The sequence below is a fragment of the Lactiplantibacillus xiangfangensis genome, assembly GCF_001438845.1.
GTDB classification, from domain to species: domain Bacteria; phylum Bacillota; class Bacilli; order Lactobacillales; family Lactobacillaceae; genus Lactiplantibacillus; species Lactiplantibacillus xiangfangensis.
On sequence record NZ_JQCL01000098.1, the window covers coordinates 15800 to 40616 of the forward strand.

Sequence of the window (24817 nt, forward strand, 5' to 3'; positions counted from 1 at the left end):
AATGGCGAAGCGGCGGACACGTGACCGAGTACTAGGCACACTGTATGGGCAAGCAATTGGGGATGCGCTGGGGATGCCCACCGAACTCTGGCCAATCGCCACGATTCACCAAGTGTTTCCGCAGAGGATAACGACCTTTGTGGACGGACCTGCAAGTAACGCGGTGGCGAAGAATTATCAGGCCGGGGAATATACCGACGATACTGGTCAAGCGCTAGCAATTCTGGATTCATTAATTGAAACGCATTGGCAGCCACAACCCGTCAACTTGGTTCAGCACATTTTAGCTTGGGCCGATGCGGCGGATGCTTGGGAACAAAATATATTGGGCCCGAGCAGTAAAGCGGCCTTACTGGCAATCAAAGCGGGGCAACCGGTGCAGGGGATCACAGCCCAAGCCCTGACAAATGGTGCGGGAATGCGGATTGCCCCGTTAGGAACGTTATTTGAACCGGACCAGTTGGATGACTTAGTCACAATGGTGGCCACCGTAACTAAGATCACGCATTCAAGCGATGTTGCGCTGGGGGGCGCTAGCTTGATTGCTGGTGCGGTGACGGCGGCCATGGCGGACGATGATTGGGATGCCATTATGACGTACGCGTTGCGGGCCTGTGACCGGGGCTATCAGCTAGGAACCCCAACGTGGGCGGCAAAGCTCCGGTCCCGCGTTGAGTTGGGGCTAAAACTTGCTGATGAATACCGATTTGACGCGTCCCGGTTTAGTCGGGCGGTCTATGACCTGTTAGGTACTGGGACCATGTTGTCAGAGAGCGTGCCAGCGGCCGTGGCGATTGCCTATTACACGCGGGACGTTCAAAAGTGTGCGTTGATGTGTGCCAACCTTGGTGGCGATACGGACACGATTGGCGCGATGGCGACGGCAATCTGTGGTGCTAAAAATGGGGCAACCGCGATTGATCCGGCGTGGTGTCAAATCATTGATCAGTGTAATCCGCAGCATGACTTGCAGTGGTACGCAGATCAAATCATGAATGTGCCAAATACTTAGCTTTTTGGGGGAGAAATTTGAATGAATAATGAAAATGTTAAAGTTCTAGATAAGGATAAAACCTTAACACCGAGTAAATTATTTTATAATTGGTTTGCCGCTAACGTAGGGATTATGGGGTTTGTTTTCGGCGCCATGATTGTGGCTTACCACTTATCATTTGGACAAGCAATTTTTGCATCATTAATTGGGGGATTGTCATTTTTAGTGCCCGGTTGGGTGGCCATGATTGGCCAACGCGAAGGCGTCACAACGTTTAAGCTGAGTCGGGCGACGTACGGAACGCATGGAAACAAGATTCCTAACGCCATTGCGTGGTTTAACATGGTCGGCTGGTTGGCGGTTAACGTCATTACCGGGACCATGTTACTGATTGCGATGTATGACGTGATTAACGTTCCTAAAAATGGGCTTACTAAAGCCATTGCTTTAGCTGTTTTTGGGGGATTGGTCTTATTTTCAGGACTTTTAACGGAAGCAGCGCTGGGTAAGATTCAAACGTGGATCAGTTACATTTTTGGCGCCTTAACCGTTGTTATCTTGATCTTCTTTTTGATGAAGGCCAATTGGCAAGTGGCGTTAAGTCGACCAAGTGGGAGCTGGTTGAGTGGCGTTTTACCCGCAATTAGTATCGTTGCCGCTGGCTCAGGGATTTCTTGGTCAATGGCCGCCGCGGACTGGGGGGCCTACGTCCGACCAGGAACCCGACCAAGTCATACCTTCTGGAGTACGACGCTGGGAGGCGCGATTCCACTGTTCCTATTGATGGCGGGTGGTGTCTTGTTGAGTACGATTAAACCAGGTCTAGCAACGGCCAGTGATCCGTTTGGGATGATGTATTCTGCTTTACCAAGCTGGTTTGGCGTCATCTACTTTTTAGTAGCGGCTGGTGGGTTGATTCCACAATGTATCGTTTCACTGCGCTCGGCACGAATTAACTTGGCGACGATTGGGATTCGAATTTCACAGCCAGTGTCGTTAACGTTGCACGGGGCAATCGTCATCTTGATTCCGGTATACGTCCTGTTTATTTCGGGCAACTTTTTGGGAAGCTTTGAAATTTTCCTCAGCTTCCTCGGCATCTGTTTAGCCAGTTGGGTCGCAATCTTCCTGTGTGATAGTGCGATGTTTAGAATGAACGGGTACGACGTGGCATTAATGGCGCCGAGCTCCCGGGTACACTATAATTGGGGTGGCATTATTTCGTGGGGAATTGCGACGTTGACTGGATTCCTGTTCACTAATAATGCGGTTTGGAGCGGCCCGTTCGCACGCGGTATTTTCCGTAATAATAGTTTGGGTGTGTTTGTCGCGGCGATTGTCGCAATCATTTGCATGTTCATCGTCAAAATGATTACCAATCGGATTGGGGTTTCTGAGGCGCAATCATGAGCCGTGCCTTAGTCTTAGGGGCCGTTTTTGTCGATATCGTTGTTGACGTGCCACAATTGCCGTTATCGGGCGAAGACGCCACTGGTGAAATGGTGGCGAGTCACGTTGGTGGTTGTGCCTATAACGTTTATGGCGCCATTCGTGCAGCGGGACAATCAGCGACACTGTTTGTTCCCGTCGGCGTGGGCCAGTACGCTGACGTGGTGCGGGCGGACTTTGCGCATAAGCAGGTTCCCGTGAAGATTCCGGTTACTGGCGCGGATAACGGCTGGGACCTCGCCATGGTGGAACCAAACGGTGAACGGACCTTTTTAACCATCGACGGAATCGAACGGCACTGGCAACCTAGTTGGTTTGACCGGGTTGATCTGGCGGCTTACGATTACTTCTATATCAGTGGGTACGAGCTGGAAAATCCGCAATCAGCGCGGGTCATTTTGGCGGCGCTAGCGCAACGACCAGCGGGTACGACTGTGATTTTTGATCCGTCACCACGGGTTGCGCACCTTCCCGCGGCGGTTCGAACGGGCATTTTAGGGGCCGAGGTCATGGTACACTGTAATGAAGTTGAAATCGGCCATTTAATGCCCGGTGAAGAAACCTTGCAGGCTAAGATGCGCAGACTGTTTGAAGTTACGCACTGTCCCGTAATTGTCACCCTTGGCGAACGGGGCGCCATTTTTGATGACGGTCAGGTCTGTCAAACGGTCACCGGTGAAAGCGTGCCGGTCACTAACACGATTGGTGCTGGCGATAACCATTGCGGTGGGTTAATTGCAGGTTTGATGGCGGGGCTGGCATTGCCAACTGCGATGCAACGGGCAAATGAGTTAGCGGCAAAAGTAGTTCAACAAACGAGTGGCTGCTTAGATTTCAACAAGTAGTGGGGAAAACTAGAATAATGAATAGCATCCCCCTCAAGTTATCCACAGTGGACAACTTGAGGGGGATTTTTGGGTTCGATTTGCACTTAAGATATTGTAAAATTTGTAAAAAAACTTAATTTATGTAATCAAACTGTAAAAAAGCTGTTATACTACTAAGCGGTTACAAAAATAATGCCGGAACAGATCCGGTCGAGATTAAGGGGATATCATAATGAAAAAATTTATGACCGCATTGACAGGCTTAGTAACAATCGCCACAATCGGTGCGACGGTTACGGTACCAACTACTGGGATTACCGCAAATGCCGCAACTAAGACGACGAAGAAGGTTACTAGTCCAAGCTTGAAGGTCAGTGCCATCTATAATAACTCTAAGACCATCACCGGGACGGCAACTAAGAGTTCTAAAATTACGGTTAAAGCAACTAAGCATGCTAAGAAGAACTTAGGTTCTGCAACGGCTGCAAAGAACGGGAAGTACACGGTTAAACTTGCTAAGAAATTAAAGACTAACAGCAATGTTTATGTCTATGCAACTAACCCAAAGACCAAAGCTTACTACTACGAAATTATTCGGGTTCAATCCGCTGCTCAAAAAGCTGCCGCAAAGAAGGCCGCAGCTAAGAAAGCTGCTGCCAAGAAGGCCGCAGCCAAGAAAGCCGCAGCTAAGAAGGCTGCCGCAAAGAAAGCCGCAGCTAAAAAGGCCGCAGCCAAGAAAGCTGCCGCAAAGAAAGCCGCAGCTAAAAAGGCCGCAGCTAAGAAGGCTGCCGCAAAGAAAGCTGCCGCAAAGAAGGCCGCAGCCAAGAAAGCTGCCGCAAAGAAGGCTGCTGCCAAGAAAGCCGCAGCCAAGAAAGCTGCCGCTAAAAAGGCCGCAGCTAAGAAAGCTGCCGCTAAGAAGTTTGATATCAAAGCCCCAGCCGGTACTTGGAAGTCAAATACGGCTAAGAAGTACAGCCAAGTTTGGTCATTCAGCGCCAAAAAAGGCTTCAACCAAAAACTTTACAAGAATGACAAAAAAGTTAAGACCTTAGTTTCATATGCTAGCTACAAAGCAGCTGCAACTAAGACAGCCAATGTTTGGAAGTTAACTTATAAGCCTAGTGGTTCAAAGAAGAGTAGCACTGTTTACATGCGTTACACTTCAGCTAAGAAGTTCAAGCTTGTTAACGCTAAGAACAAGGTCGTTGCTACTAAAGCCGGCGTTGCCCCAGCAGCAAAGTGGAGTTTCACTCAAAAATAAGCAACCTAAATTAAAAGGAGTTGTGGCCTCGGTCACAGCTCCTTTTGTTATCTCTGAATATCGTGATTAGCGTGGCGTGACAACGACTTGAACGGTATCGCCAATATCTTTATTTAGCGTTTGACGAATACTTTTTAGGATTCCTAAAATATAACAGATTTGCCCATCCGCCGTTTTTAACCCCATATTAACGATCGAGCCGTCGTAGGGGCAAACGTCAAACGTGGCGTGGACCTTGACGCGGCCTTGGTGGAATTCTTGACGAATATCGTAGGGAAAGATAACGTAAGCACCGCCTTTGCCAGCGGTAGCGGCGTGAATCGTTGCTTCAAATTGATAAGTTTTCATCAGGCGAACCTTCCTTAGATTTTGCTTCTAGAATGACTGTTAGCTGTAAATTTGTCAATGAGAACTAATTAATTGACGTCCATGCTAGAATAAATTTGTACAGAAAAGGAGCTGGTGAGATGCCTAAAATGATGATTGGTGACGCGTTGATGGCGCTGTTACAGCGTAAAGGACGCTCCCAACAAGAATTGGTGTTAATAACTGATGACGGTGGCGGCAAGTATTCGTTACACGGTGGGGCTTGTACGATTGGAACTAAGTTTACCCTGGTTGCCCTTAATCAGCCTGATCCGGACTACCCGGTCAAAGTGACAAATAATCAGGGCTTGCATCTCTGGACGTCGGACTACGATTTGATGTTCTTAAATACTGGAGTAACAATGGACTACCGGCAAGGGCGTATTTTCATTAAAGATGATGCCCATATTTTGGATCAAGCGGTGCAAATTGCGGACGGCGATGCTGTTTTAGCCGCATTTAAAAATGGCACAACGGCGGAAGGCTCCGGATGCTAAGCCGGCACCAGAAAAAATTGTTAAAGTTTATTAACTGATCATCAGTCAAAACGGCTGGTGATTTTTTGTTTGTATAGCGGTAAATTTTATCGTTGACAATTGTAAACGATGGCGGTATGATTACTTCTGTTGATTACAGATGTAAACATAGTGTTTATAAAAGTGGCATAAGGATCTGAAATAAGAGGAGGAGTTTAAAGTGATTAAAATCATTGTCTTGGTAGTCGGGTTAGCCGTGATTGGATTTATTGCGTGGTGGTTCTTCGGTAAACACGAAGTAGCGGAAGTTAATGCCCAAACGGCTGGTAACCAGCAGCAAATTAATATCGAGGTTAGTGGGGGTTATTCACCCGAACACATTGTCTTGAAAAAGGGTGTACCCGCGGTTTTGAACTTTACGCGTAAGGATGCCTCCAGTTGTCTGGATCACGTTGTTTTCAGTGATTTTGGGATTAACCGCGCCCTACCTAAGGATCAAGCGGAAAGTATTGAAATTGACACTAGCAAATCCGGCGAATATCAATGGGCGTGTGGCATGGACATGTTCCACGGCAAGCTAACGATTAAATAACGGAGGTCGCAATGATGCAAACAAAACAACAAGTCAATGTCGTCGTTAATGGTGGTTACGCCCCACAAGTGATTGCGTTAAAGCAAGGGGTTCCCGCTGAGCTAACGTTTACCCGGACCAGTGACCAAGGCTGTTTAGACGTGGTACACTCTGACGCCCTCAATTTTAAAACGGCGTTGCCCCTCCAACAACCTCAGACGGTGAAAGTTCCCACTGATCAGGCCGGAACCTTTGAATTTAGCTGTGGGATGGACATGTTCAGTGGAAAGGTTGTGATTAGTGTATGAGTATTACAAAACGTTTTTGGATTGCATTAGTCTTTTCACTACCGATGTTAGCCAACATGATTTTAATGCCGTTTGGCTGGATGATGCCCGGTGGTAATTGGACCCAGCTCGTTTTGACAACGGTCGTCATGGTGGTTTCGGCAGGGCCGTTTGTTCAAAGTGCCTGGGCATCGTTTACGAAGCACCACTCAAACATGGATACGTTAGTCGCAATTGGAACGGCAACTGCTTATTTTTACAGTATTTATGCCATGATTGTTGGACAAGCGGTGTTCTTCGAAAGTGCGGCCTTTGTCACGACCTTCGTGTTATTAGGACAAGTTTTTGAGGAGCGGATGCGTAATAACGCGTCGAGTGCCGTTGAAAAACTCGTTAATTTACAAGCTAAGGACGCCGAAGTTTTGCGGGATGGTGAGTACGTTCGTATTCCGTTAGAACAGGTGGTGCTAGGTGACGTCATTCGAGTGAAGCCCGGGCAAAAGATCCCGGTTGACGGGGTGGTCATCAAGGGCAGTTCCAACGTGGACGAATCGATGGTGACTGGTGAAAGTATGCCGGTTCAAAAAAATGTTGATGACGCCGTGATTGGCGCAACGATTAATAGTAACGGGACTTTCCTGTTCAAAGCCAATAAGGTTGGCGATCAGACCATGTTGTCACAGATTGTCGAATTGGTTAAAAAGGCGCAGAATAGTCACGCCCCAATTCAAAAATTGACGGATAAGGTTTCGGATATTTTTGTTCCAATCGTTTTAATTTTAGCCATTGCGACTTTTCTGACTTGGTACGTTTTCTTAGGTGCTAGTGTGACCAGCGCGTTGATCTTTGCGGTCTCCGTTGTCGTGATTGCTTGCCCATGTGCGCTTGGTTTAGCGACACCGACCGCTTTAATGGTTGGAACGGGCCGTGGTGCCAAGATGGGAATTTTGATTAAAAACGGTGAAGTTTTGGAAGCCGTCAACGATGTTAAAACGGTCGTTTTTGATAAGACCGGGACGATCACTGTGGGTAAACCCCAAGTGACGGACGTAATTGGAGATCAAAACCAAGTGTTAGCGATTGCTGCGAGTTTGGAAGAAGCTTCCGAACATCCGTTAGGCGCGGCGATTTTAAACCGGGCAAAAGCCCTGGCCATTCAACACCAGCCGGCTGAAGCCTTTCAAGCCGTTGAGGGTAAGGGCGTTCAGGCGCAGATCGATGGGCATACGGCGGTCGTTGGTAACCATAAGTTATTAGCGAACTTTAAGTTTGACCCAGCGATGGAACAACAAGAAGCCGCGTTACAAGATGCCGCTAAAACCGTCGTTTACGTTGGTTTAGACGACCAAATCATTGGGATGATCGCGATTCAAGACGTGGCGAAGGCTACTTCGAAAACGGCGATTGCCGATCTTAAGGCCCGGGGTCTAAAGACCGTCATGTTAACGGGTGATAATCAGCGGGTCGCCGATGCGGTTGCTAAGCAGGTCGGGATTGACCAAGTGATTGCGGACGTTTTACCAGGTGATAAAGCCGATCACGTGCAAGCCTTACAAAAGACGGGTAAGGTGGCTTTTGTCGGTGATGGTATCAATGATGCACCGGCGCTGACAGCCGCCGATGTCGGCATCGCAATGGGGTCTGGGACCGACGTGGCGATTGATGCCGGTGGAATTGTGCTAGTTAAAAACGATTTGCGGGATGTCGATAAGGCGTTGGCACTCAGCAAGAAGACCTTCAGTCGGATTAAGCTGAACTTATTCTGGGCGTTCATTTACAACGTGCTTGGAATTCCGGTCGCAGCCGGGGTGTTCTTTGCCCTTGGCGTGTCACTGAGCCCTGAATTAGCCGGACTAGCGATGGCATTTAGTTCGTTATCCGTGGTCACTAGTTCTGTCATGTTAAATAAAGCTAAAATCACAACTCGCGCGCGGGTTGCTTAACTAAAGTGGGTATCACGGTGAAATAGCGACCGGTATACCCGCTTTTTTTTGGTTGGTCGAGCAACCACCGTGGCAAGTCTTTACGGTATAATTAACGTAATAATTGGGAACGGAGTTGAGGTATGGTGAAGTATGAATGGCGCAAGCAGGAAAAGGCGTTTTATATGGCTAAAAAGGAGCCGGTCATTTTGGATGTGCCCGCCCAACGTTTTATCAGTTTACACGGGACGGGAGATCCTAACGGTGCAGATTTTAAAACTAAGCTAGAGGCATTGTATCCGGCCGCGTATGGGCTTAAAGCGGCGTACAGAAAGGTTACCGAGGAATCTGCTGAATTCGAGGATTACGTCGTATTTCCATTAGAGGGTGTTTGGTCACTGACTACGAAGGGCCAGCAGATGGATCACTTGGATAAAAATGAATTTAGTTATGACATTATGATTCGGGTGCCGGACTTTGTTCCGGAAGAACTCATCCAACCGACGCTAGCTACGGTCCGGGATAAAAAACAATTGTCATTAATTGGTGAGATTACCGTGCAACACTTTGAAACGATGCAAGTGGCGCAAATTTTACACGTTGGGGCTTACGATGATGAACCCGGTAGCTTTGCCAAGATGGACGAACTCGTCGCGTCCAAGGGATTGCAACGGATCAGTAAGGTTCATCGGGAAATATATCTATCGGATGCCCGGCGAGTTGCCCCAGAACGGCTAAAGACCGTGTTGCGGTACCGGGTAGGTTAAGCGGGGGAAACTGTCTTTTTTTGCATGTCTCAACCATAATAAAAGACAAATAACGATTCAGAACTAGCTTGTATTTCCGAATGATTATCTGTCTTTTTTAGTGCACACTCTTTAGAATAAATCGTTAATATTGGTCGATTCGTCAGCGTTGAACGTCCAACTGTTGTCACTATTTTTGGCGTAAGCCATTTCGGTGACTTTGCCGGTTTTCATGTCGGTAAAGATGAACTTGATTTCGTCATCGTTGCGCGTCGCATAGCGCACGCTTAAACCGTTACTGGCGTTATTCTTGATCTGTTCAACGGCCGCGCCGAGCGCTGGACCGCTGGGATACTGACTTGCTAATTCAAACTTTGCCATTATTTTCAACTCCAATTAAGATGATGCTTTATTATAGCATTAGTCGAGTTACGCCAAAGACCGGAATCAAACGTGAGATGAATTTTTTGGTGCAAAGCCTTGCATTGAAGTAACTGTAAGGGACTATAGTAAGGTGGTAAATAAAGTATTGGAGGAATTATTGATGAAAACAGCAGTCTTCGTAGAACCCGGTAAAATGGAAGTTCGTGAGTTACCAAAAGCTGAAATTAAGAAACCCACGGATGCGGTTTTAAAAATTGTCCGGGCCTGTGTTTGTGGCTCAGATTTATGGTGGTATCGTGGAATTTCTAAAAGACAACAGCCATCCGCCGTTGGTCATGAAGCAATTGGGGTTGTTGAAAGTGTCGGTGCGGAAGTCACCAACGTTAAACCCGGCGACTTTGTAATTGCGCCGTTTACGCACGGATGTGGGCACTGTGCTGCTTGTTTAGCGGGCTTTGACGGTGACTGTGTCAATAATGATGATGATGAAATCGTTGGCTATCAAGGAGAGTATTTACGGTTTACTAACGCTAACTGGGCGTTAGTGAAAGTTCCTGGTCAACCTAGCGACTATAGCGACGCACAATTGAACGATCTGTTAACGTTGGCGGACGTGATGGCGACTGGTTACCACGCTGCCACGACGGCGGAAGTCAAGGCTGGCGATACCGTGGTTGTGATGGGCGATGGTGCCGTTGGGTTATGTGGTGTTATTTCTGCGAAGTTATTAGGGGCTAAGCGGATCATTGCCATGAGCCGTCACGCTGACCGGCAGGCATTAGCCCGTGAATTTGGCGCAACCGACGTTGTTGCTGAACGTGGCGACGAAGCCGTAAAGAAGGTCTTTGCGATGACGGATGGCGCTGGGGCCGATGCGGTTCTAGAATGTGTTGGAACCGAACAATCAGTTGATACGGCGGTTAAAGTCGGGCGTCCTGGTGCGGTGGTTGGCCGGGTTGGTGTACCACAAAAAGCGGAAATGAATACGAATAATTTATTCTGGCGAAATATCGGTCTTCGCGGCGGGATTGCTTCGGTGACGAGTGACGACCACAACGTCTTGTTAGACGCCGTGCTCAATGGAACGATTCACCCGGGTAAGGTGTTCACAAAGCGATTTGATTTAGCCCACGTTCAGCAGGCCTATGAAGCCATGGATAAGCGGGAAGCTATCAAGTCATTGTTGGTTATTAGTGACTAGCTAAAGTTTGAAAGTTAAATTTAGGAATTGATTACTGTTGTATCAGTATTTAGACTAATACAAATGAGTTAGTCCGGTTGCCGCTGATAACATGCGGTTATCCAAATCACAATAGTAAATCTGTTTTGAGCGCAGTCGGGTAGTCTTGGTGTGCTGTGACGGCAAGATTGGCAGGTGTTTCTTATCTGCCAATCTTGCGGGGCAATTCAAAGACGTGGGCTATCGGCTTTGAATTGAGGGAGCAGACCGTACTTCGGCTACGACCATCCCCCATAGCACACCGAGGCTACTCGACGGAGCAAATAAGCGATCAATAAAAAATAAAATGAGTGTCACAAAGCCAAAACGGTTTTGTGACACTCATTTGTTATTTGAGAATTAAATTTAATACCAGTGGTGTTGTTGCCAGAACTTCTTGGCTTTAGTCCAAGAACCGTAACGGCCAGCGACGTAGCTGTTAGCCCGTTTTTCTTGGTTGACTGGTGATAAGTTGCCGTGTAAGTAACCGATTAGTAATTGGTAACGGCCATAACATCTGCCGTTACGAGCGGTGTAGCTATAGCCGGATTCACGGTAAGCAATCCATTTTTTAGCAGCGCGCTGCTTTTTCGATAAGCGCGCATTGATTTTCTTGATTTGTTTAGCCTGACTCTTTTTTGAAGAAGCCTCTGCCGTAATGGCTGTTTGTGGTACAAAACTAGAAGCAACGTTGGCCACTAATCCGAAAACACAGCCGATTGCGACCAGTAGTAAAATTGATTTTAATTTAAAATTTTTCATGATGTCCGCCCCGTCTATATAAATTAATGACTCAACATCCATAAGAATACACGCATAATGTTGCAGGAGTGTTAACGCGACGTTACTGACTAATTAAATCAATATTTTGCCAATGAAATAATTGTCGCATTTGATTAAAAATGCTGGTTCACAGTGAAAAATTATATGATTATCATTAAAAATCAATCTACTTATTTTATGGGTCGACTAACCTTAGAGGTACAAGCTGTTTTAATGGCAGTTTACTAATTTAAAGTGAGTAGTGGGGCGAAAAAATGGCTGAAAAAAATGATGAGAAAATCACCTTAATGGCGTTAGTCATGATGATTTTTACCACGGTTTTCGGGTTTGCGAACGGCACGATTGCTTTTTACTTAATGGGGTATTCGTCCATTCTGTTTTATCTAATTGCCGCGGTTTTGTTCTTTATTCCGTTTGCGTTGATGATGGCGGAATACGGCGCTGCAATCAAGTCGGATAGTAGTGGGATGTACAAGTGGTTGGAGGTCAGTGTGAACGCGCGTTTTGCGTTTGTTGGGACCTTCATGTGGTTTGCTTCTTACATTATCTGGTTAGTTTCAACGTCTGCAAAGGTGTGGATACCATTCACAACGATCTTCTTCGGGAGTGATCAGACACAAAAGTTTGCACTGATGGGATTAAACGCGACCCAAGTTATCGGGATTTTATCCTGTTTATGGATGGTCTTAGTGACCTTTGTCTCAATCAAAGGGATGAAGGGCATCGTGCGGATCACGAGTTTAGGTGGGGTCGCCGTCACGAGTTTAACAGCAATTCTATTAGTTGTTTCTGGTATTATTTTAGGCTTAAACCACGGGCACTTTGCCCAGCCGTTACAACACGTGTTGACTTCACCTAACCCAAGTTACCAACACCCAGTGGGCTTGTTAGGGTTCGCAGTGTTTGCCATCTTTGCTTACGGTGGTTTGGAAGTGCTCGGTGGGATGGTCGATAAGACTAAGAATCCTGAGAAGACCTTCCCCCGCGGGATTATTATTTCCGCCATCGTGATTACGATTGGTTATGGCTTGGGGATCTTCTGCTGGGGAATTAGCACGAACTGGCAAGCCGTTTTGGCCAACCCGACGACCAACATGGGGAATATTAGTTACGTGATGATGCGGAACTTAGGTTACGTATTGGGCCAAGCATTAGGATTAAGCACGGTAGCGGCTACCACGATTGGTTTGTGGTTTGCCCGCTACACTGGTTTAGGGATGTTTCTTGCCTATACCGGAGCCTTCTTCACGTTGACCTATTCACCACTAAAGACACTGATCCTCGGGACACCTAAGGAGTTATGGCCAGCCAAGTTTACCAAGCTGAATAAAAATGGCATGCCAAGCTACGCTATGATGGTCCAATGTGCAATCGTCATTGTTATTATTCTGGTTGCGTCGTTTGCGACCGGGGATGCTTCGGCGTTCTATAACATTTTGACTTTGATGGCGAACGTTTCGATGACCTTGCCATACTTGTTCTTGTTATACGCCTTTCCGAAGTTCAAGGAAAATCAGTCGATTGCAAAACCATTCGAGGTTTACAAATCGATGATGTGGACCAAAATCATCAGTTGGGTCGTGTTCGTAGTCGTTTTAGGCGCCAACGTCTTTACTTTGATTCAACCAATCTTAGAGACGGGCAAGATTGCAAATACGATTTGGATGCTCGTTGGACCAATCTTATTCGGCGTTGCCGGTATTATCTGGTACCAAGTACGTGAACGTCACGTGAACTAAATACTGAATTAAGCGGAGCAAGCTACCTTTTGGCACATGTTTTACCCATAAGAATAGTGAAAAGTCGTTCAGAAGTGTTAAATATTTCTGAACGACTTTTTTGGTGGAATTAGTTTCAGGTAAAACTTATGTTGACATTTTTTGACCGTACGATATAACTAAGGTATAAGTCAAAAATCTAGGAGGAGATTTTTTATGAAGAATGTAACAAAGGTTGTGACGGGGATTGCGACCGTTGCGGGGGCCCTTTCGTTAGGAAACACTAAGGTGGCCCAAGCGGATGCAACGACGCAGGCAAATCAGCCAGCGACAAACACGGAAATGAAAACGGATTCTAACACGGTTGAAGCCGTTAAAGAATCGGGAACAACGGTAAAAGAAGCCGTTAAAACGACGAAGGCTAATATTAAAGATACGGTTGCGGACCAGAAGACGGCCGGTGAGTCGTTAGAATGGGCAAAACAAAACGTTGCGGATGCAACTCCTGAAAACGTTCAAAAGAATCAGGATTCACAAGCTCAGGTCAGCGCAAAGATCGTTGATGACCAGGCTGCTGAGAAAACGGCTGAAGATGCGCTAGCGAACGGGAAACAAGCTCAACAACAAGCGCAAGCTGATGCCGATACGGCTGATCAAAACGTTGCCAAACAACAAACAGCCGTTGATCAGGCGCAAAAAAATAGCGATGATAAACAAGCGACGGTTAACGCTGATCAACAAAAGTTGACGGATGAACAGGCAGCCAAGGACGCCGCCGAAAAACGGACCCAAACCAACGCACAGGATACAGAAGCTGCACAAGCAAAGGTTGACCAGGCGAAGGATGCGGTGACGGCTAAGCAAGCCGAACAAACCACGGCTCAAGCAAACGTGGACGCGGCTAACAAAGCGGCGCAACCAGCCAAGGATGCGCTGACTGCGGCGCAAAAAGCCCAGCAAAGTGCGCAAGCAGCGGTGGATGCGACCGAAGCTAAAATCAACGCTGCAACGGCGACGACTGCTGAGAAGAACACTATTACGTTGGCACCGGGAATCAACAACGCGTTGTTTGACACCTATGACCAGGCAAGTGATGCTAATAAAGCGGCTGTAACGGCCTCAACTCAGGCTGTCCTGGGAAAGACGAGTGCAATTGCTTCTAATAAGTACCAGTCTAACGCTGCGGATGCAGCTGTGACTGTTTCCAATTTGGATAACTTGACCGGGGCGCAACAACAAGAATTGACCCTCTTTGCCGCTAACTTGATCAACCAGTTGCGGACACAGATGGGCAACCTTAAAGTCGCGGTCACTGCGGATTCGTTGAAGTTTGCTAACGCCGTTGCGAAGCGCTACGTGGCGGATCAGTGGTCATGGAAGGGTCATGACGTTGCCGGAATTGAAGCGGTGGCTGCAACGTTTGGTTTGGATAGCACGGGTAATTACTACGAAAACTTAAGTAACGGTTATCTAGCCGATGCAACGACCATGGATGACCTTAAACAAGGAATTTATAATACCGTCTTAGGGATGGTTGCGGATGACGAGGATTCAGGTTTCGGCCATGCGGATTCTTTAACAGGGCATAATGGTGGTACAGAATATAATATTAATGATCAACAGTACCTGGGGATTGCCGTTGACTCAATGGGTCAAGTGCATATCTTAATGGTTATTGATAATCCAGCATATATTACAACCCCTGGTAAATTCAACATGACGGATACCATTAATTTGACGCCTAGCGCGACGACGAATACCGATATTGCCGCGTTAAATGCCCAGTTAGTAACTCAAAAGGCGACCTTAGCCGCTGCAAAGCAGGACGTGGCTGCAAAACAAGGGCCAGTCACACAGGCGCAAGCGAAACAGAATGATGCCCAAAAGGCATTGGACCAAGTTAACGCGGACCTAACGAAGCTAAACGCCCAGTTAACGGCGGCGCAAAACCAATTGACGCAACTTAAGCAACAGCAAGTAACGGATACCGCTACGTTGAAGAACGCACCGGCTGAAATTGCGGCGTTACAAGCTAAACTAGCTGATGATATTCAGGCGTTGAAAGACGCCCAACCCGCATTAGTTGATGCCCAAGCAAGTTTGAAAGCTAGCCAAGCCGTGGCTGCCCAAAAACACGCGACGTTAGACGCTGCTAAGGCCAACGTGGCTCAACTCACGGATGCGTTAGCCACAGCGCAAGCAACGACCAAAAATGACACTGCAATTTTAGAGTCGTTGTCATTGCAAGCCTATAACTATGACAATGCTGACCAGATCTTAGCAGCTGTTCAAGCTATCTACGACCAAGTCGGTGTTAACTTGGCTACGTTGCAAGCTTACCTGACTGAATTACAAGCTGCTGAAGGGGATAGCGTTCGCGTCAGTCAGTCGGCTAATGGTCAAACGACGATGCAGTTAGCGCACCAAGCTAACCGGGTGAACGTGACCTTACCAGCTGTAAAAGCGACTGGGGTACAGGCTGACCGTTTAGGCAATCAAGCGACGTTGCCACAAACTGACGAGCAGAGTGCGGCACCAATCAGTTTATTGGGCGTTGCGCTATTAGGCCTAGTTGGATTAGGGTACGCAGGATTACGGCGGAAGTTTCAATAGAATTAAATAATTAACAAAAACGGTTCGCAAGTGGTCGTTTTCTAAACTACCTTGCGATGGGGCGGTCTTCAGAAAGTAATTCAATTTCTGAAGACCGTCCCTTTTTGAACGGTCAATAATTAGGATGGTAGGGTTTAAAAGTAATCCTAGTTTTATTTACGAATATTAGTTCAGCGATATTAATTGTTAAAAACCGTTATATATTGATTGTGGAACCCGTTAATTTCGGGTACGCTTAGGGAAGATTAGTTTGAGGGAGGAATGGGAATGAAAGTGCTGATGCCATACTTTAAACGGTATCACGTAGACGTCTGGGTAGCGATGCTATCCGTGATCATCTTAGTTTTTGCCACCTTATGGCAACCGCGATTACTGCAGGTGGTGATGGAAGCCATTATTAAGGACGACCAGCAGACGGTCTTTCGCGAAGGGTTGATGTTACTCGGTTTAGCCGTACTTGGTATTGCCGGTGGGATCGTCAATACGGTCTATTCCGCAAAGGTTGCGCTAGGTGTGGCCACGGATTTACGTGCCGACCTATACGCTAAGATTCAGTCATTTGCGTACGCGGACGTTGAAAAGTTTTCAGCGTCTAACTTAGTTGTTCGGATGACAAACGATATTAATCAAGTTCAACAAATTGTGATGGCGGGTTTCCAACAGATTACTCGGATTCCATTGCTATTTATTGGGGCGTTGATTCTTGCCATGGTGACGATGCCGGAACAGTGGTGGGTCATTATTTTGATGATGGCCGTCATCTTACTAGCGTCGTGGATCGCTGTTAAGCGGATGACCAAATATTTTGGTGAAACCCAACAAGATATTGAAAACGTCAATACGGTTGCGCGTGAAAACTTGATGGGGATTCGCGTGGTTAAATCGTTCGTTCAAGAACCAAACGAAATTAAGAAATTCTCGACGGCATCGGACCAACTGACCGCCGTGACGGCTAAAATCGGCTACTGGTTCTCAATTTTAATGCCAATCTTCTTCTTAACGGCGAACTTAGCCGTTGGGATGGCGGTTTATTTAGTTGGGCAAAACATTACGACCCACCCTGGTTACTTAGCTGCCATTACGAGTTTTATTTCTTATTTGATGCAAATCTTATACGCCGTTATTAACGGGGGCTTTTTGATGACCTTTGCGTCACGGGCCTTCATCTCAATCGGCCGGATTGATGAAGTGTTAGCAACACAGCCAAGTATGACGTACGTGGAAGATGACAACGAAGAACCACTGGCTGGCGATATCACCTTTGAACACGTCACGTTTACGTATCCGGACGACGACCAACCAACGCTGAAGGACGTTAGTTTTAAGATTGCGGCTGGCTCCATGCTCGGCATCGTTGGGGCGACCGGCTCCGGTAAAACGACGTTGGCGCAGTTGATTGCGCGGTTGTATGATCCGGATAGTGGTCACATTAAGATTGGTGGCGTAGATGTCCGGCAGATTCCAGAAAAGGCGTTGCGTGCTACCGTTGCGTACGTGCTCCAACGGTCAACGCTCTTTTCGGGAACGATTTCTGACAACTTAAGACAGGTACGTCCAGACGCAGAAGTTAGTCACATGCGCTGGGCCGCAAACGTTGCGCAGGCATCTGAGTTTATCGAACGTTTGCCACAAAACTACGATGCGCCGGTTGAAGAACGGTCACAAAACTTTTCTGGTGGTCAAAAGCAACGATTGGCGATTACCCGGGGCGTGATTGCCAGTCCGGAGATCTTGATTTTAGATGACGCGACGTCCGCACTGGATGCACGCTCTGAAAAACTGGTTCAGGAAGCCTTGGACCGTGACTTGAAGTCCACGACGACCGTGGTCATTGCTGAAAAGATCGCGTCGATCATTCGAGCGGATCAAATTTTAGTCTTGGACGATGGCCAAATTAGTGGGAGTGGGACCCACCGTGAATTATTGAAAAATAATGCGATTTATCAAGCCATTTATCAAACGCAAAAGGCACGTGAGGAGGGGATTCAATGAACGACTTACGAAATGCCGGCAAGTATTACTGGCACTACTTAAAGAAATATTGGCGGGGCTTTATTTTAAGCACGTTATTGATTGCCTTCTCAACGTGGTGCATTGTGATTGCGCCGACTTATTTAGGGCGTGCCGTTGAAGAACTGACCACTTACTTAGGTCAGTGGACGAACACGGCGACGCGGGCGCACGCAAGTTTAGGGACGTTTAACCACACGTTAGTGATTTACATTTTACTTTACGTTGGCGACGCAGCGTCCATCTTTATCTCGAGTTTAATTTTAGCCCGGGTAACTGCCTATTCGACGGGGACGATGCGCGTTGGTCTGTTTCGGAAGATGCAACGAATGAAAGTTCAATACTTCGATACGCACAGTGATGGCGATATTTTGGCTCGCTTTACATCGGACCTAGATAATATTTTTAATGCGATGAACCAGGCGCTGCTGGAAATCTTACTGGCCGTGGCCCAATTTGTTGGGTTGCTGATCGTGATGTTCAATCAAAACGTGACGATGGCGTGGGTGACCATGGCTTCAACGCCGGTTGCGTTAATTATTGCGGCGTTAGTTATGCGTAAAGCCGGAACCGCAGTCAATCAACAACAAGATGACATTGGCCGTTTGAACGGGTACATTAACGAACAGATTACCGGTCAAAAAGTGTTGATTACTAACGGTTTGCAACACGATTCGTTACGTGGCTTTACAAGCTATAACGCGAAAGTTCGACAATCAGCACTGACTGGGCAGATCTGGTCAGGAATTTTGAACCCGTTGATGCAAGGTATGTCACTATTAAACACCGCCATTGTCATCTTCTTCGGTTCGTGGTTAGCGTTAAATGGCAGTATGTCCAAAGGGGCCGCCTTAGCGTTAGTCGTTGTGTTCGTCAACTATGCGCAACAGTACTATCAACCAATTATGTCGTTAACGAGTCTTTACAGTATGATTCAATTAGCCATTACTGGCGCACGCCGGGTCGACGAGGTTCGTAACCAACCGGATGAAGTTAATCCAGTTGACGGTGGCCAACCAGATGGCATTCAAGACGAATTGAAGATTGATGACGTGCACTTTAGCTATAATCCGGGTAAAGAAATTTTGCACGGGGTCACGATCAATGTCCACCGGGGTGAAATGGTTGCGTTAGTTGGGCCGACTGGTTCCGGTAAGACAACCGTGATGAACTTGTTGAACCGCTTCTACGACGTGGACAGTGGGAAAATCACCTTCGATGGTACGGATATTCGGACGTTTGATTTGAACAGCTTGCGGCAAAACGTGGGGATCGTGCTACAAGAACCTCAATTATTTACCGGAACGATTGCGGATAATATTCGCTACGGTGAACCAACGGCCAGCATGGGACGGGTCATTGACGCCGCTAAGCAGGCTAATATTCATGATTTTATTGAGGGGTTACCGGATAAATATGAGACACAAGTTTCCGATGAACAGAGTATCTTTTCAGCCGGCCAGAAGCAACTCATGTCCATTGCGCGGACGATTTTAACGAATCCCCGCTTGTTAATTTTGGATGAAGCCACTTCTAACGTGGATACAGTGACGGAAGCCAAGATTCAGGCCGCCATGGATAACGTGATCCAGGGCCGGACGAGTTTTGTTATTGCGCACCGGTTGAAGACGATTCTGAATGCTGATAAAATTGTCGTCTTGAAGGACGGCGCCATTATTGAGCAGGGGAATCACGATGCGTTACTCAAAGAAAACGGTTTTTATGCGGAATTATATCGGAATCAAATGGTATTTGAATAATTAAGTAAGGGGTAGGTTAATGGCAGGGCAGGCAAAAAAGGTCAGGGTGACGATCCCCGTCTCCATGTTGGAGCGCGCGGGACTGAATCCGGATGACCAGTTACAAGTGAAAGTTCGTAACGACACCTTGGTGTTGGATAAAGCGGATCAGGCACAACCCGAGCGATTATGGTACTTCATTATTTGGCCATTGATCATCGCGGTAGCTTCAAGCCTTGCTAGTTACGGCTACTGGGTTTATCGTGGCTTGAAACCGATTGGACTAACCGGTTCGGAATCGGTCGCTAGTTTAACGATTGTGACCGGGGTCGTTACCGGCGCAATCCTCTTCATTGGCTTTTTCTTGAAAACACGCAATGATCCGGATAACCGGTTCTCACGCCAGATTTATTGGCGAAGCTTTCCCGTAATTACCGTGGCGTTTGTCATGATTTTGGCCTTTGCCTTGGTGGGTGCTTTTTGGGTGCTAGGGCTGTTATTTCCAAAAGTGGTTTTTGACCGCTTTACGGCATTGCTACTCGTAGCCGTGTTTACCTACTTTGCAAACGCATTTATGATTGGAGCTGCGTTGACCATTAATGCCCGGACACTTTCGACAATTTTAACGGTCGTCATTGTGAGTGGTTGCGTGATTTCCATGGCGGCTAACGGTCAGCGGCGCTGGTGGCAACATAACCTGAGCTTTTTAGGGACTGAGAGTGCGCGGAACGCTTGGCAGTTCAATCTGACGTTGATCTTTTCGGCGTTGTTGATGGTCGTGTTGATCGACTACCTCTTTGTTTCGCTGAGCCGGATTTATCCGCGTAATTGGCGCACATCGACGTTGCGGGTGTTATTAACGTTAACGGCAATTGACTTTGGGGCCGTCGGGATGTTTCCAAACAACACCGATTTACATTGGTTGCACGATGCGGTGGCCGGCGGTTTAGTCACGTTACTCGTCCTACTAATCGTTGGTGTTCGGTGGCTACTGCCCGGTGTAACCAAGGACTTCTTGTGGATCTCGTACGGGATTGGGGTCGGGTTACTGATCCTGAACTTTGGTTTTCGTTGGTTTCGGTTCCCGTCACTAACGGCGTTTGAGATTCAGGCATTTGCCATCTCATTTGGCTGGTTGTTGTTGTTATTTGGCCAGCTACAAGATCTTGTGAATGAGGGGAGCACACCGCTAGCGGTGGAGCTTGAACAGGATGTCGATTAAGTCAGTATCAAAAATATTAGCGCTGCAAAACTAGATCGTAGTTTGCAGCGCTAATTTGTATCTTACTAAAAGTTAAATGTGAGGATTAGTTACTGTTGTATCAGTATCTAGGTCAAAAAAATAGCTATTTGTAAACTATTCCGGTTGCCACTGATGACATGCGGTCGTGGGACCGGGGCTAGCCTTAGGAGCGGTCTAGCCCCTCGCCCAGAGCAATTGCAAAAAGCGCAATTGTTCTGAACCGTCCGTGGTCTAAGGCCGGAAGAATCACCGGTCAAAGACCACCTTCACGACCGATATCATCAGTGGCAACCTCCGATTATCCGACGGTAATAACAATAGTAAGACTGTTTTGAGCGCAGTCGGGCAGAATTGGTATGCTGTGTCGGCAAGATTGGCGGGCGAATTTTACGCCAATTTTGCGGGGCACTTCAAAGACGTGGGTTATCAGCTTTGAAGTGAAGTTTCAGACCGTCCTTTGGCTGGAACCGTCCCCCATAGCACCCAATTCTGCCTGACGGAGCGACTAATTTAGAAATAATAATTATTACTGGTGCAATATGGACAATAACGTTAGGACTTCTATGTCTTTAGTATCTAAACCACACTAGTCTTAAGCAACTTTTTTTGATATGAGGTTATAACTATGCGTTTTTAATCATCAAATGGTATAAATATAAGGGAATGAATTTTAATTGAACGAAAAAACGTTAGGGGGTGGACGCGGATGCACATAATGCTTTCGACGTTTATCTTATTAATTGTGGCCACGATGAGTGTGTTCTTGTCACGGGTCTTTACTAAAATTTCGGTGAACTATATCAGTATGGTGATGGGGGCGTTGCTCTGCTTAGTCCCATTTTTAGGTAGCCACGTGGGGAACTTTAGCTCGGAAATCTTCATTGGCCTAATTGTTGCACCGCTGTTATTTTTTGAAGGTCAGGCGACACGCTTGAACGCAGTCGGCAAAGAGTTTCGCTACATTATTGGAATGGCCGTTATCTTGGTTATCCTGTGCATGATTCTGGCGGGATTCGGTGTCTGGGCCACGGCGGGAGTCAGTTTACCGCTGGCATTCATTTTGGCTGCAATCAGTACGCCGACCGACGCAACGGCCATGGAATCAGTTAGCAGTGGGCGCAAAATGCCAGTCAGTGAGACGCTGCACCTAAAAATGGAATCCCTGTTCAACGACGCTTCCGGAATTGTTTTATTGAACATGGCCGTTTTATGGTATGTCAACGGCTATATTAACTACAGTCAGACCATCGTTGAATTTTTGATCTCCGCAGTTGGTGGAGTGTTATTTGGGTTTGCCGCTGCCTGGGTGATGGTCCTCTTTCGCCAAATTTTATTGCGGTCTTCGTATAATTCGTTGAACGCGTCGATTTTGCTTTACATCGTCACACCGTTTGTCCTGTATTATTTGGCCGAAGCGATTCACGTTTCAGGAATCATCGCGGTAGTTTGTGCCGGATTGGTTCATAACGCTGAAATGGCGCGGAGTCGGCTGATTAATGCGCAACAAGTCCACTTTGGATTAGACCTGATCTCAATGATTACCGAAATCTTTAATAGTATGGTTTTCGTTATTTTGGGGTTCATGTTTGTCCAGATTATTAGGGATGAAGGGGCACTATTTAGTTCGTTAAACTGGTTGTTGGTTGGTGTGGTCCTGTACGTGACCAACGTCGTTGTACGCGTCGGGTATGGTCGACTGCGCCTAAAATTTAGTTGGCGTTCAGCCTGGATTTATGGGCTTGGTGGTGTCCATGGTGCGGTCACTTTGGCCTTGGCCTATACGTTAATTGACACAAAAGTTAGCATGGCGGACTTTAACCTCGTCTTGATGGCTGAAAGTGTTCTAATTATTTTGAGTATGCTCGTGCCAACGATTGTTTTCCGGTTCCTGTTAAAACCGGATATTACTGATGATCAGGCGAATGTTGAAATCGATAAGATTCGGGTTAACATGGTCCACCAAGCGATTGAGGCTGTTCAAAAGATGTATTTACCGGAAAACGTCAAAAAATCAGTTATTTTTGATTTAATGACGCAAAAACAACGCACCCGGACCCGTGATTTTGCCCGGGCGTGGTTGGACGTGGTCCGGCGACCAGAATTCACCGGGGCCGAAAAAGAATTGGAAATGCGGGCGTTCATGAACGCGCTGGAACAGGAACGACAATACCTGGATATGATTTCGCAACAAGAGGTCAAGTATCAAAGTTACGTGTTTAAATTATATAACGAAACGTTGTTGGCGGAGTCATTGGTAATTGGACCGTCAATCTATGATTCTGATAACGATTAAGATGGAATGGCGTTCGCTTGATAGCGGGCGCCTTTTTTAGGATCGTTTGCATCAGTTGAACGCAAATGTTAGACTACCAACGTTATGCGATTTTTAAAGGAGTGAATTTAATGAGTGCGGAAATGCTGTCCGGTAATGTCACTAGCGTAATTTACGCGGTATTCGGCTAGACAATCGACAGTTAGAATGTGTTGTCTTGCCTTTAAGGAAAAAACACATGAACGATACAATTAAACAAACGTTACAACTTGATCAGATCTTAGAAACGGTTGCCAACTTAACTCACAGTCAACTTGCCACGGACCAGCTTCGCCAAAGCGCAGTCTTAACTGATTTTGGCGAGGTGCAAGCGCAATTAATATTGACGCACGAGGCCCACCAGCTTTTGGCTGAAGATGTTCAGTTCACCTTTTTTGATCTGGATCAATTAACGGTCGTTAAGACCAAACTTGCACAGGGACGCTTACTCAATACGGCGCAGTTACAGACGATACTAGCAGTGCTCACGAGTTGGTCGCGGATTAAAACGGTTTTAGAATTACGTGCTCAAACGGCACCACATCTGGCTGATTTAGCCGGAGACGTCACACCGTTGACCGGCTTGAAGCGCCGGTTGGAACAAACGTTGGACCGCCACGGTATTCGGGATACAGCGACACCGAAACTGGCCCAGTTGCGGCAAACAAAGCGCAAACAGACGACTAAAGTCCAAGCGGCCGTTGCGCAATTTATCCAGAAGCACCCGGCACAATTGCAGAGTCGCCAAGTGATTCAACGTGACCAACATTACGGGGTGCAGCTAAAGGCGACGTATAAACACCAGTTTCCTGGAACGGTGATTGGACAATCCGCAACGGGTTCGACGGTCTACTTTGAACCGGGGAACGTGGCTCAGAGTGGCCGCGAACTTGCGACGACTATCGCAGCGGAAGAAGCGGAAATTTATCAAATTATTGCAACCTTGACGGGCGATGTTGATGAGCACTTGGGCGACTTACAGGCGCAAGTCCAAGCGTTCAGCCAACTCGATCAGATTTTTGCCAAGGGACGTTACGGGTTAGAAACGAAGGCCATCATGCCAGCCTTAAACCAGCAACAGGTCGTCACCATTAAGGATGGCCGCCACCCGTTACTCGGAACGAAGGCGGTACCGCTGAACGTCAGCCTGGATCAGACACAAAGCTTGATGATTACGGGTGCTAACTCGGGTGGTAAAACGGTGGTTCTTAAAACCATCGCGCTGTTTTCATTGATGATTAAAGTGGGGTTAGAAGTCCCAGCCGCACCAGGGACTGATTTGGCCGTCTTTGACCAGATTCTCATTGATATCGGTGATCAACAAAACTTAGCCAATCAATTGAGTACGTTTTCTGGTGAGATGACGACCCTCGTGGGGATTACAACTGATTTACGGCCAAATGCGCTCGTCTTGATGGATGAAATCGGTAGTGGGACTGACCCTGAAGAGGGGGCGGCGCTAGGGATTGCCATTATCGACGATTTGATTCAGCGGGGCGCCAAGCTGATCGTAACAACACATTATAGTGAAATTAAGCAGTATGCGGTTCGCAAGCCGGCGTTTGTCACGGGCGCGATGGCATTTAACCGGGAAACGCTACGACCAGAATATCGACTCTTGTTGAATCAGGTCGGTGAAAGTGAAGCCATGTGGCTGGCCGCACGCTTAGGCTTAGCACCGCGAATTGTTGCGGCGGCGCGAGCAAGACTGGAAAAATAAAATGGTTGTTTGACGCACGTTTGCAACCATAATAAAAAAATCCCTATTCAGAAATAGCTAATATTTCTGAATAGGGATTTTGTTTTAAGCCGCACCGCGTTTCTTTAGTTTTGATCAATCCAATTATAGCCACCGATGCCGAGCAGGAGTAGGTCAACAACGAATAAGTCGTATTTAA

20 protein-coding genes are annotated in these 24817 nt (G+C 47.1%); 17 read left to right on the forward strand and 3 right to left on the reverse strand.

The annotated features are described in order from the left end of the window. Position 1 precedes the first annotated feature (1 nt). The 4 genes from IV64_RS12155 (at position 2) to IV64_RS14515 (ending at position 4531) form a co-directional block, all read left to right on the forward strand. Entirely contained in the window at positions 2-1012 is a 1011-nt protein-coding gene (locus IV64_RS12155) for an ADP-ribosylglycohydrolase family protein (protein ID WP_057707496.1), read from the forward strand. 21 nt (positions 1013-1033) lie between these two features. Continuing rightward, positions 1034-2404: a purine-cytosine permease family protein gene (locus IV64_RS12160; RefSeq protein WP_057707497.1), complete on the forward strand. Its 1371-nt coding sequence runs from the start codon at positions 1034-1036 to the stop codon at positions 2402-2404. Continuing rightward, positions 2401-3288 (forward strand): PfkB family carbohydrate kinase, encoded by an 888-nt coding sequence (locus IV64_RS12165; protein ID WP_057707498.1) that lies wholly within the window; start codon positions 2401-2403, stop codon positions 3286-3288. The genes IV64_RS12160 and IV64_RS12165 overlap by 4 nt, the downstream gene beginning before the upstream one ends. A gap of 214 nt (positions 3289-3502) precedes the next feature. Further along, a complete protein-coding gene (locus IV64_RS14515) occupies positions 3503-4531 on the forward strand; it encodes an Ig-like domain-containing protein (protein ID WP_057707499.1) in 1029 nt (342 codons plus the stop codon). Positions 4532-4597: 66 nt separating this feature from the next. On the opposite strand, the gene IV64_RS12175 is transcribed toward IV64_RS14515, so the two are convergent. After that, positions 4598-4879 carry a DUF1905 domain-containing protein gene (locus IV64_RS12175; RefSeq protein WP_057707500.1) on the reverse strand — a complete coding sequence of 94 codons (282 nt, stop codon included), beginning with the start codon at positions 4877-4879 and terminating at the stop codon, positions 4598-4600. 119 nt (positions 4880-4998) lie between these two features. Here IV64_RS12175 and IV64_RS12180 point away from each other — a divergent pair, with 119 nt between their 5' ends. The 5 genes from IV64_RS12180 to IV64_RS12200 all read left to right on the forward strand — a co-directional run bounded on the left by IV64_RS12180 (position 4999) and on the right by IV64_RS12200 (position 8920). Beyond that, positions 4999-5394 carry an iron-sulfur cluster biosynthesis family protein gene (locus tag IV64_RS12180; protein ID WP_057707501.1) on the forward strand — a complete coding sequence of 132 codons (396 nt, stop codon included), beginning with the start codon at positions 4999-5001 and terminating at the stop codon, positions 5392-5394. 199 nt (positions 5395-5593) lie between these two features. Further along, a complete protein-coding gene (locus IV64_RS12185) occupies positions 5594-5965 on the forward strand; it encodes a cupredoxin domain-containing protein (protein ID WP_157061162.1) in 372 nt (123 codons plus the stop codon). 11 nt (positions 5966-5976) lie between these two features. Next, entirely contained in the window at positions 5977-6252 is a 276-nt protein-coding gene (locus IV64_RS12190) for a cupredoxin domain-containing protein (protein WP_404411324.1), read from the forward strand. Next, the gene (locus tag IV64_RS12195; RefSeq protein WP_057707503.1) at positions 6249-8174 is read left to right on the forward strand and encodes a copper-translocating P-type ATPase; all 1926 of its coding nucleotides are present in this window, start codon (positions 6249-6251) and stop codon (positions 8172-8174) included. The genes IV64_RS12190 and IV64_RS12195 overlap by 4 nt, the downstream gene beginning before the upstream one ends. 122 nt (positions 8175-8296) lie before the next feature. Beyond that, complete coding sequence (locus IV64_RS12200; RefSeq protein ID WP_191982897.1) at positions 8297-8920, forward strand: GyrI-like domain-containing protein; 624 nt, start codon at positions 8297-8299, stop codon at positions 8918-8920. A 111-nt stretch (positions 8921-9031) separates the two neighbouring features. Here the strand turns inward: IV64_RS12200 and IV64_RS12205 are convergent, their stop codons facing one another. Next, entirely contained in the window at positions 9032-9280 is a 249-nt protein-coding gene (locus IV64_RS12205) for a hypothetical protein (protein WP_057707504.1), read from the reverse strand. 163 nt (positions 9281-9443) lie between these two features. On the opposite strand from IV64_RS12205, the gene IV64_RS12210 reads away from it, so the two are divergent. Continuing rightward, complete coding sequence (locus IV64_RS12210; RefSeq protein WP_057707505.1) at positions 9444-10484, forward strand: zinc-dependent alcohol dehydrogenase family protein; 1041 nt, start codon at positions 9444-9446, stop codon at positions 10482-10484. Between the two features lie 384 nt (positions 10485-10868). Here IV64_RS12210 and IV64_RS12215 read toward each other — a convergent pair whose 3' ends face one another. Beyond that, positions 10869-11264 carry an aggregation-promoting factor C-terminal-like domain-containing protein gene (locus tag IV64_RS12215; RefSeq protein WP_057707506.1) on the reverse strand — a complete coding sequence of 132 codons (396 nt, stop codon included), beginning with the start codon at positions 11262-11264 and terminating at the stop codon, positions 10869-10871. A gap of 275 nt (positions 11265-11539) precedes the next feature. On the opposite strand from IV64_RS12215, the gene yjeM reads away from it, so the two are divergent. The 7 genes from yjeM (at position 11540) to IV64_RS12250 (ending at position 24639) form a co-directional block, all read left to right on the forward strand. Next, entirely contained in the window at positions 11540-13024 is a 1485-nt protein-coding gene (gene yjeM / locus IV64_RS12220; RefSeq protein ID WP_057707507.1) for a glutamate/gamma-aminobutyrate family transporter YjeM, read from the forward strand. Between the two features lie 195 nt (positions 13025-13219). Beyond that, positions 13220-15616, forward strand: a complete 2397-nt coding sequence (locus IV64_RS12225) for an SEC10/PgrA surface exclusion domain-containing protein (protein ID WP_057707508.1) — start codon at positions 13220-13222, stop codon at positions 15614-15616. Positions 15617-15883: 267 nt separating this feature from the next. Next, a complete protein-coding gene (locus IV64_RS12230) occupies positions 15884-17608 on the forward strand; it encodes an ABC transporter ATP-binding protein (protein WP_057707509.1) in 1725 nt (574 codons plus the stop codon). Then, positions 17605-19386, forward strand: a complete 1782-nt coding sequence (locus tag IV64_RS12235; protein ID WP_057707510.1) for an ABC transporter ATP-binding protein — start codon at positions 17605-17607, stop codon at positions 19384-19386. Before IV64_RS12230 ends, IV64_RS12235 begins: the two co-directional genes overlap by 4 nt. 19 nt (positions 19387-19405) lie before the next feature. Then, positions 19406-20587, forward strand: a complete 1182-nt coding sequence (locus IV64_RS12240) for an AbrB/MazE/SpoVT family DNA-binding domain-containing protein (RefSeq protein ID WP_057707511.1) — start codon at positions 19406-19408, stop codon at positions 20585-20587. A 727-nt stretch (positions 20588-21314) separates the two neighbouring features. Beyond that, positions 21315-22901 carry a cation:proton antiporter gene (locus IV64_RS12245; RefSeq protein WP_057707512.1) on the forward strand — a complete coding sequence of 529 codons (1587 nt, stop codon included), beginning with the start codon at positions 21315-21317 and terminating at the stop codon, positions 22899-22901. Positions 22902-23118: 217 nt separating this feature from the next. Further along, positions 23119-24639, forward strand: a complete 1521-nt coding sequence (locus IV64_RS12250; protein WP_057707513.1) for an endonuclease MutS2 — start codon at positions 23119-23121, stop codon at positions 24637-24639. The last annotated feature ends 178 nt before the right edge of the window (positions 24640-24817 follow it).

Bases quoted from the DNA above. Each gene is read 5' to 3' on its own strand.
- IV64_RS12250 (WP_057707513.1), top strand. From the start codon at position 23,119: ATGAACGATACAATTAAACAAACGTTACAACTTGATCAGATCTTAGAA.
- IV64_RS12230 (WP_057707509.1), top strand. From the start codon at position 15,884: ATGAAAGTGCTGATGCCATACTTTAAACGGTATCACGTAGACGTCTGG.
- IV64_RS12240 (WP_057707511.1), top strand. From the start codon at position 19,406: ATGGCAGGGCAGGCAAAAAAGGTCAGGGTGACGATCCCCGTCTCCATG.
- IV64_RS12195 (WP_057707503.1), top strand. From the start codon at position 6,249: ATGAGTATTACAAAACGTTTTTGGATTGCATTAGTCTTTTCACTACCG.
- IV64_RS12165 (WP_057707498.1), top strand. From the start codon at position 2,401: ATGAGCCGTGCCTTAGTCTTAGGGGCCGTTTTTGTCGATATCGTTGTT.
- IV64_RS12160 (WP_057707497.1), top strand. From the start codon at position 1,034: ATGAATAATGAAAATGTTAAAGTTCTAGATAAGGATAAAACCTTAACA.
- IV64_RS12210 (WP_057707505.1), top strand. From the start codon at position 9,444: ATGAAAACAGCAGTCTTCGTAGAACCCGGTAAAATGGAAGTTCGTGAG.
- IV64_RS12175 (WP_057707500.1), bottom strand. From the start codon at position 4,879: ATGAAAACTTATCAATTTGAAGCAACGATTCACGCCGCTACCGCTGGC.
- IV64_RS12245 (WP_057707512.1), top strand. From the start codon at position 21,315: ATGCACATAATGCTTTCGACGTTTATCTTATTAATTGTGGCCACGATG.
- IV64_RS14515 (WP_057707499.1), top strand. From the start codon at position 3,503: ATGAAAAAATTTATGACCGCATTGACAGGCTTAGTAACAATCGCCACA.
- yjeM (WP_057707507.1), top strand. From the start codon at position 11,540: ATGGCTGAAAAAAATGATGAGAAAATCACCTTAATGGCGTTAGTCATG.
- IV64_RS12225 (WP_057707508.1), top strand. From the start codon at position 13,220: ATGAAGAATGTAACAAAGGTTGTGACGGGGATTGCGACCGTTGCGGGG.
- IV64_RS12180 (WP_057707501.1), top strand. From the start codon at position 4,999: ATGCCTAAAATGATGATTGGTGACGCGTTGATGGCGCTGTTACAGCGT.
- IV64_RS12205 (WP_057707504.1), bottom strand. From the start codon at position 9,280: ATGGCAAAGTTTGAATTAGCAAGTCAGTATCCCAGCGGTCCAGCGCTC.
- IV64_RS12155 (WP_057707496.1), top strand. From the start codon at position 2: ATGGCGAAGCGGCGGACACGTGACCGAGTACTAGGCACACTGTATGGG.
- IV64_RS12235 (WP_057707510.1), top strand. From the start codon at position 17,605: ATGAACGACTTACGAAATGCCGGCAAGTATTACTGGCACTACTTAAAG.
- IV64_RS12200 (WP_191982897.1), top strand. From the start codon at position 8,297: ATGGTGAAGTATGAATGGCGCAAGCAGGAAAAGGCGTTTTATATGGCT.
- IV64_RS12215 (WP_057707506.1), bottom strand. From the start codon at position 11,264: ATGAAAAATTTTAAATTAAAATCAATTTTACTACTGGTCGCAATCGGC.
- IV64_RS12190 (WP_404411324.1), top strand. From the start codon at position 5,977: ATGATGCAAACAAAACAACAAGTCAATGTCGTCGTTAATGGTGGTTAC.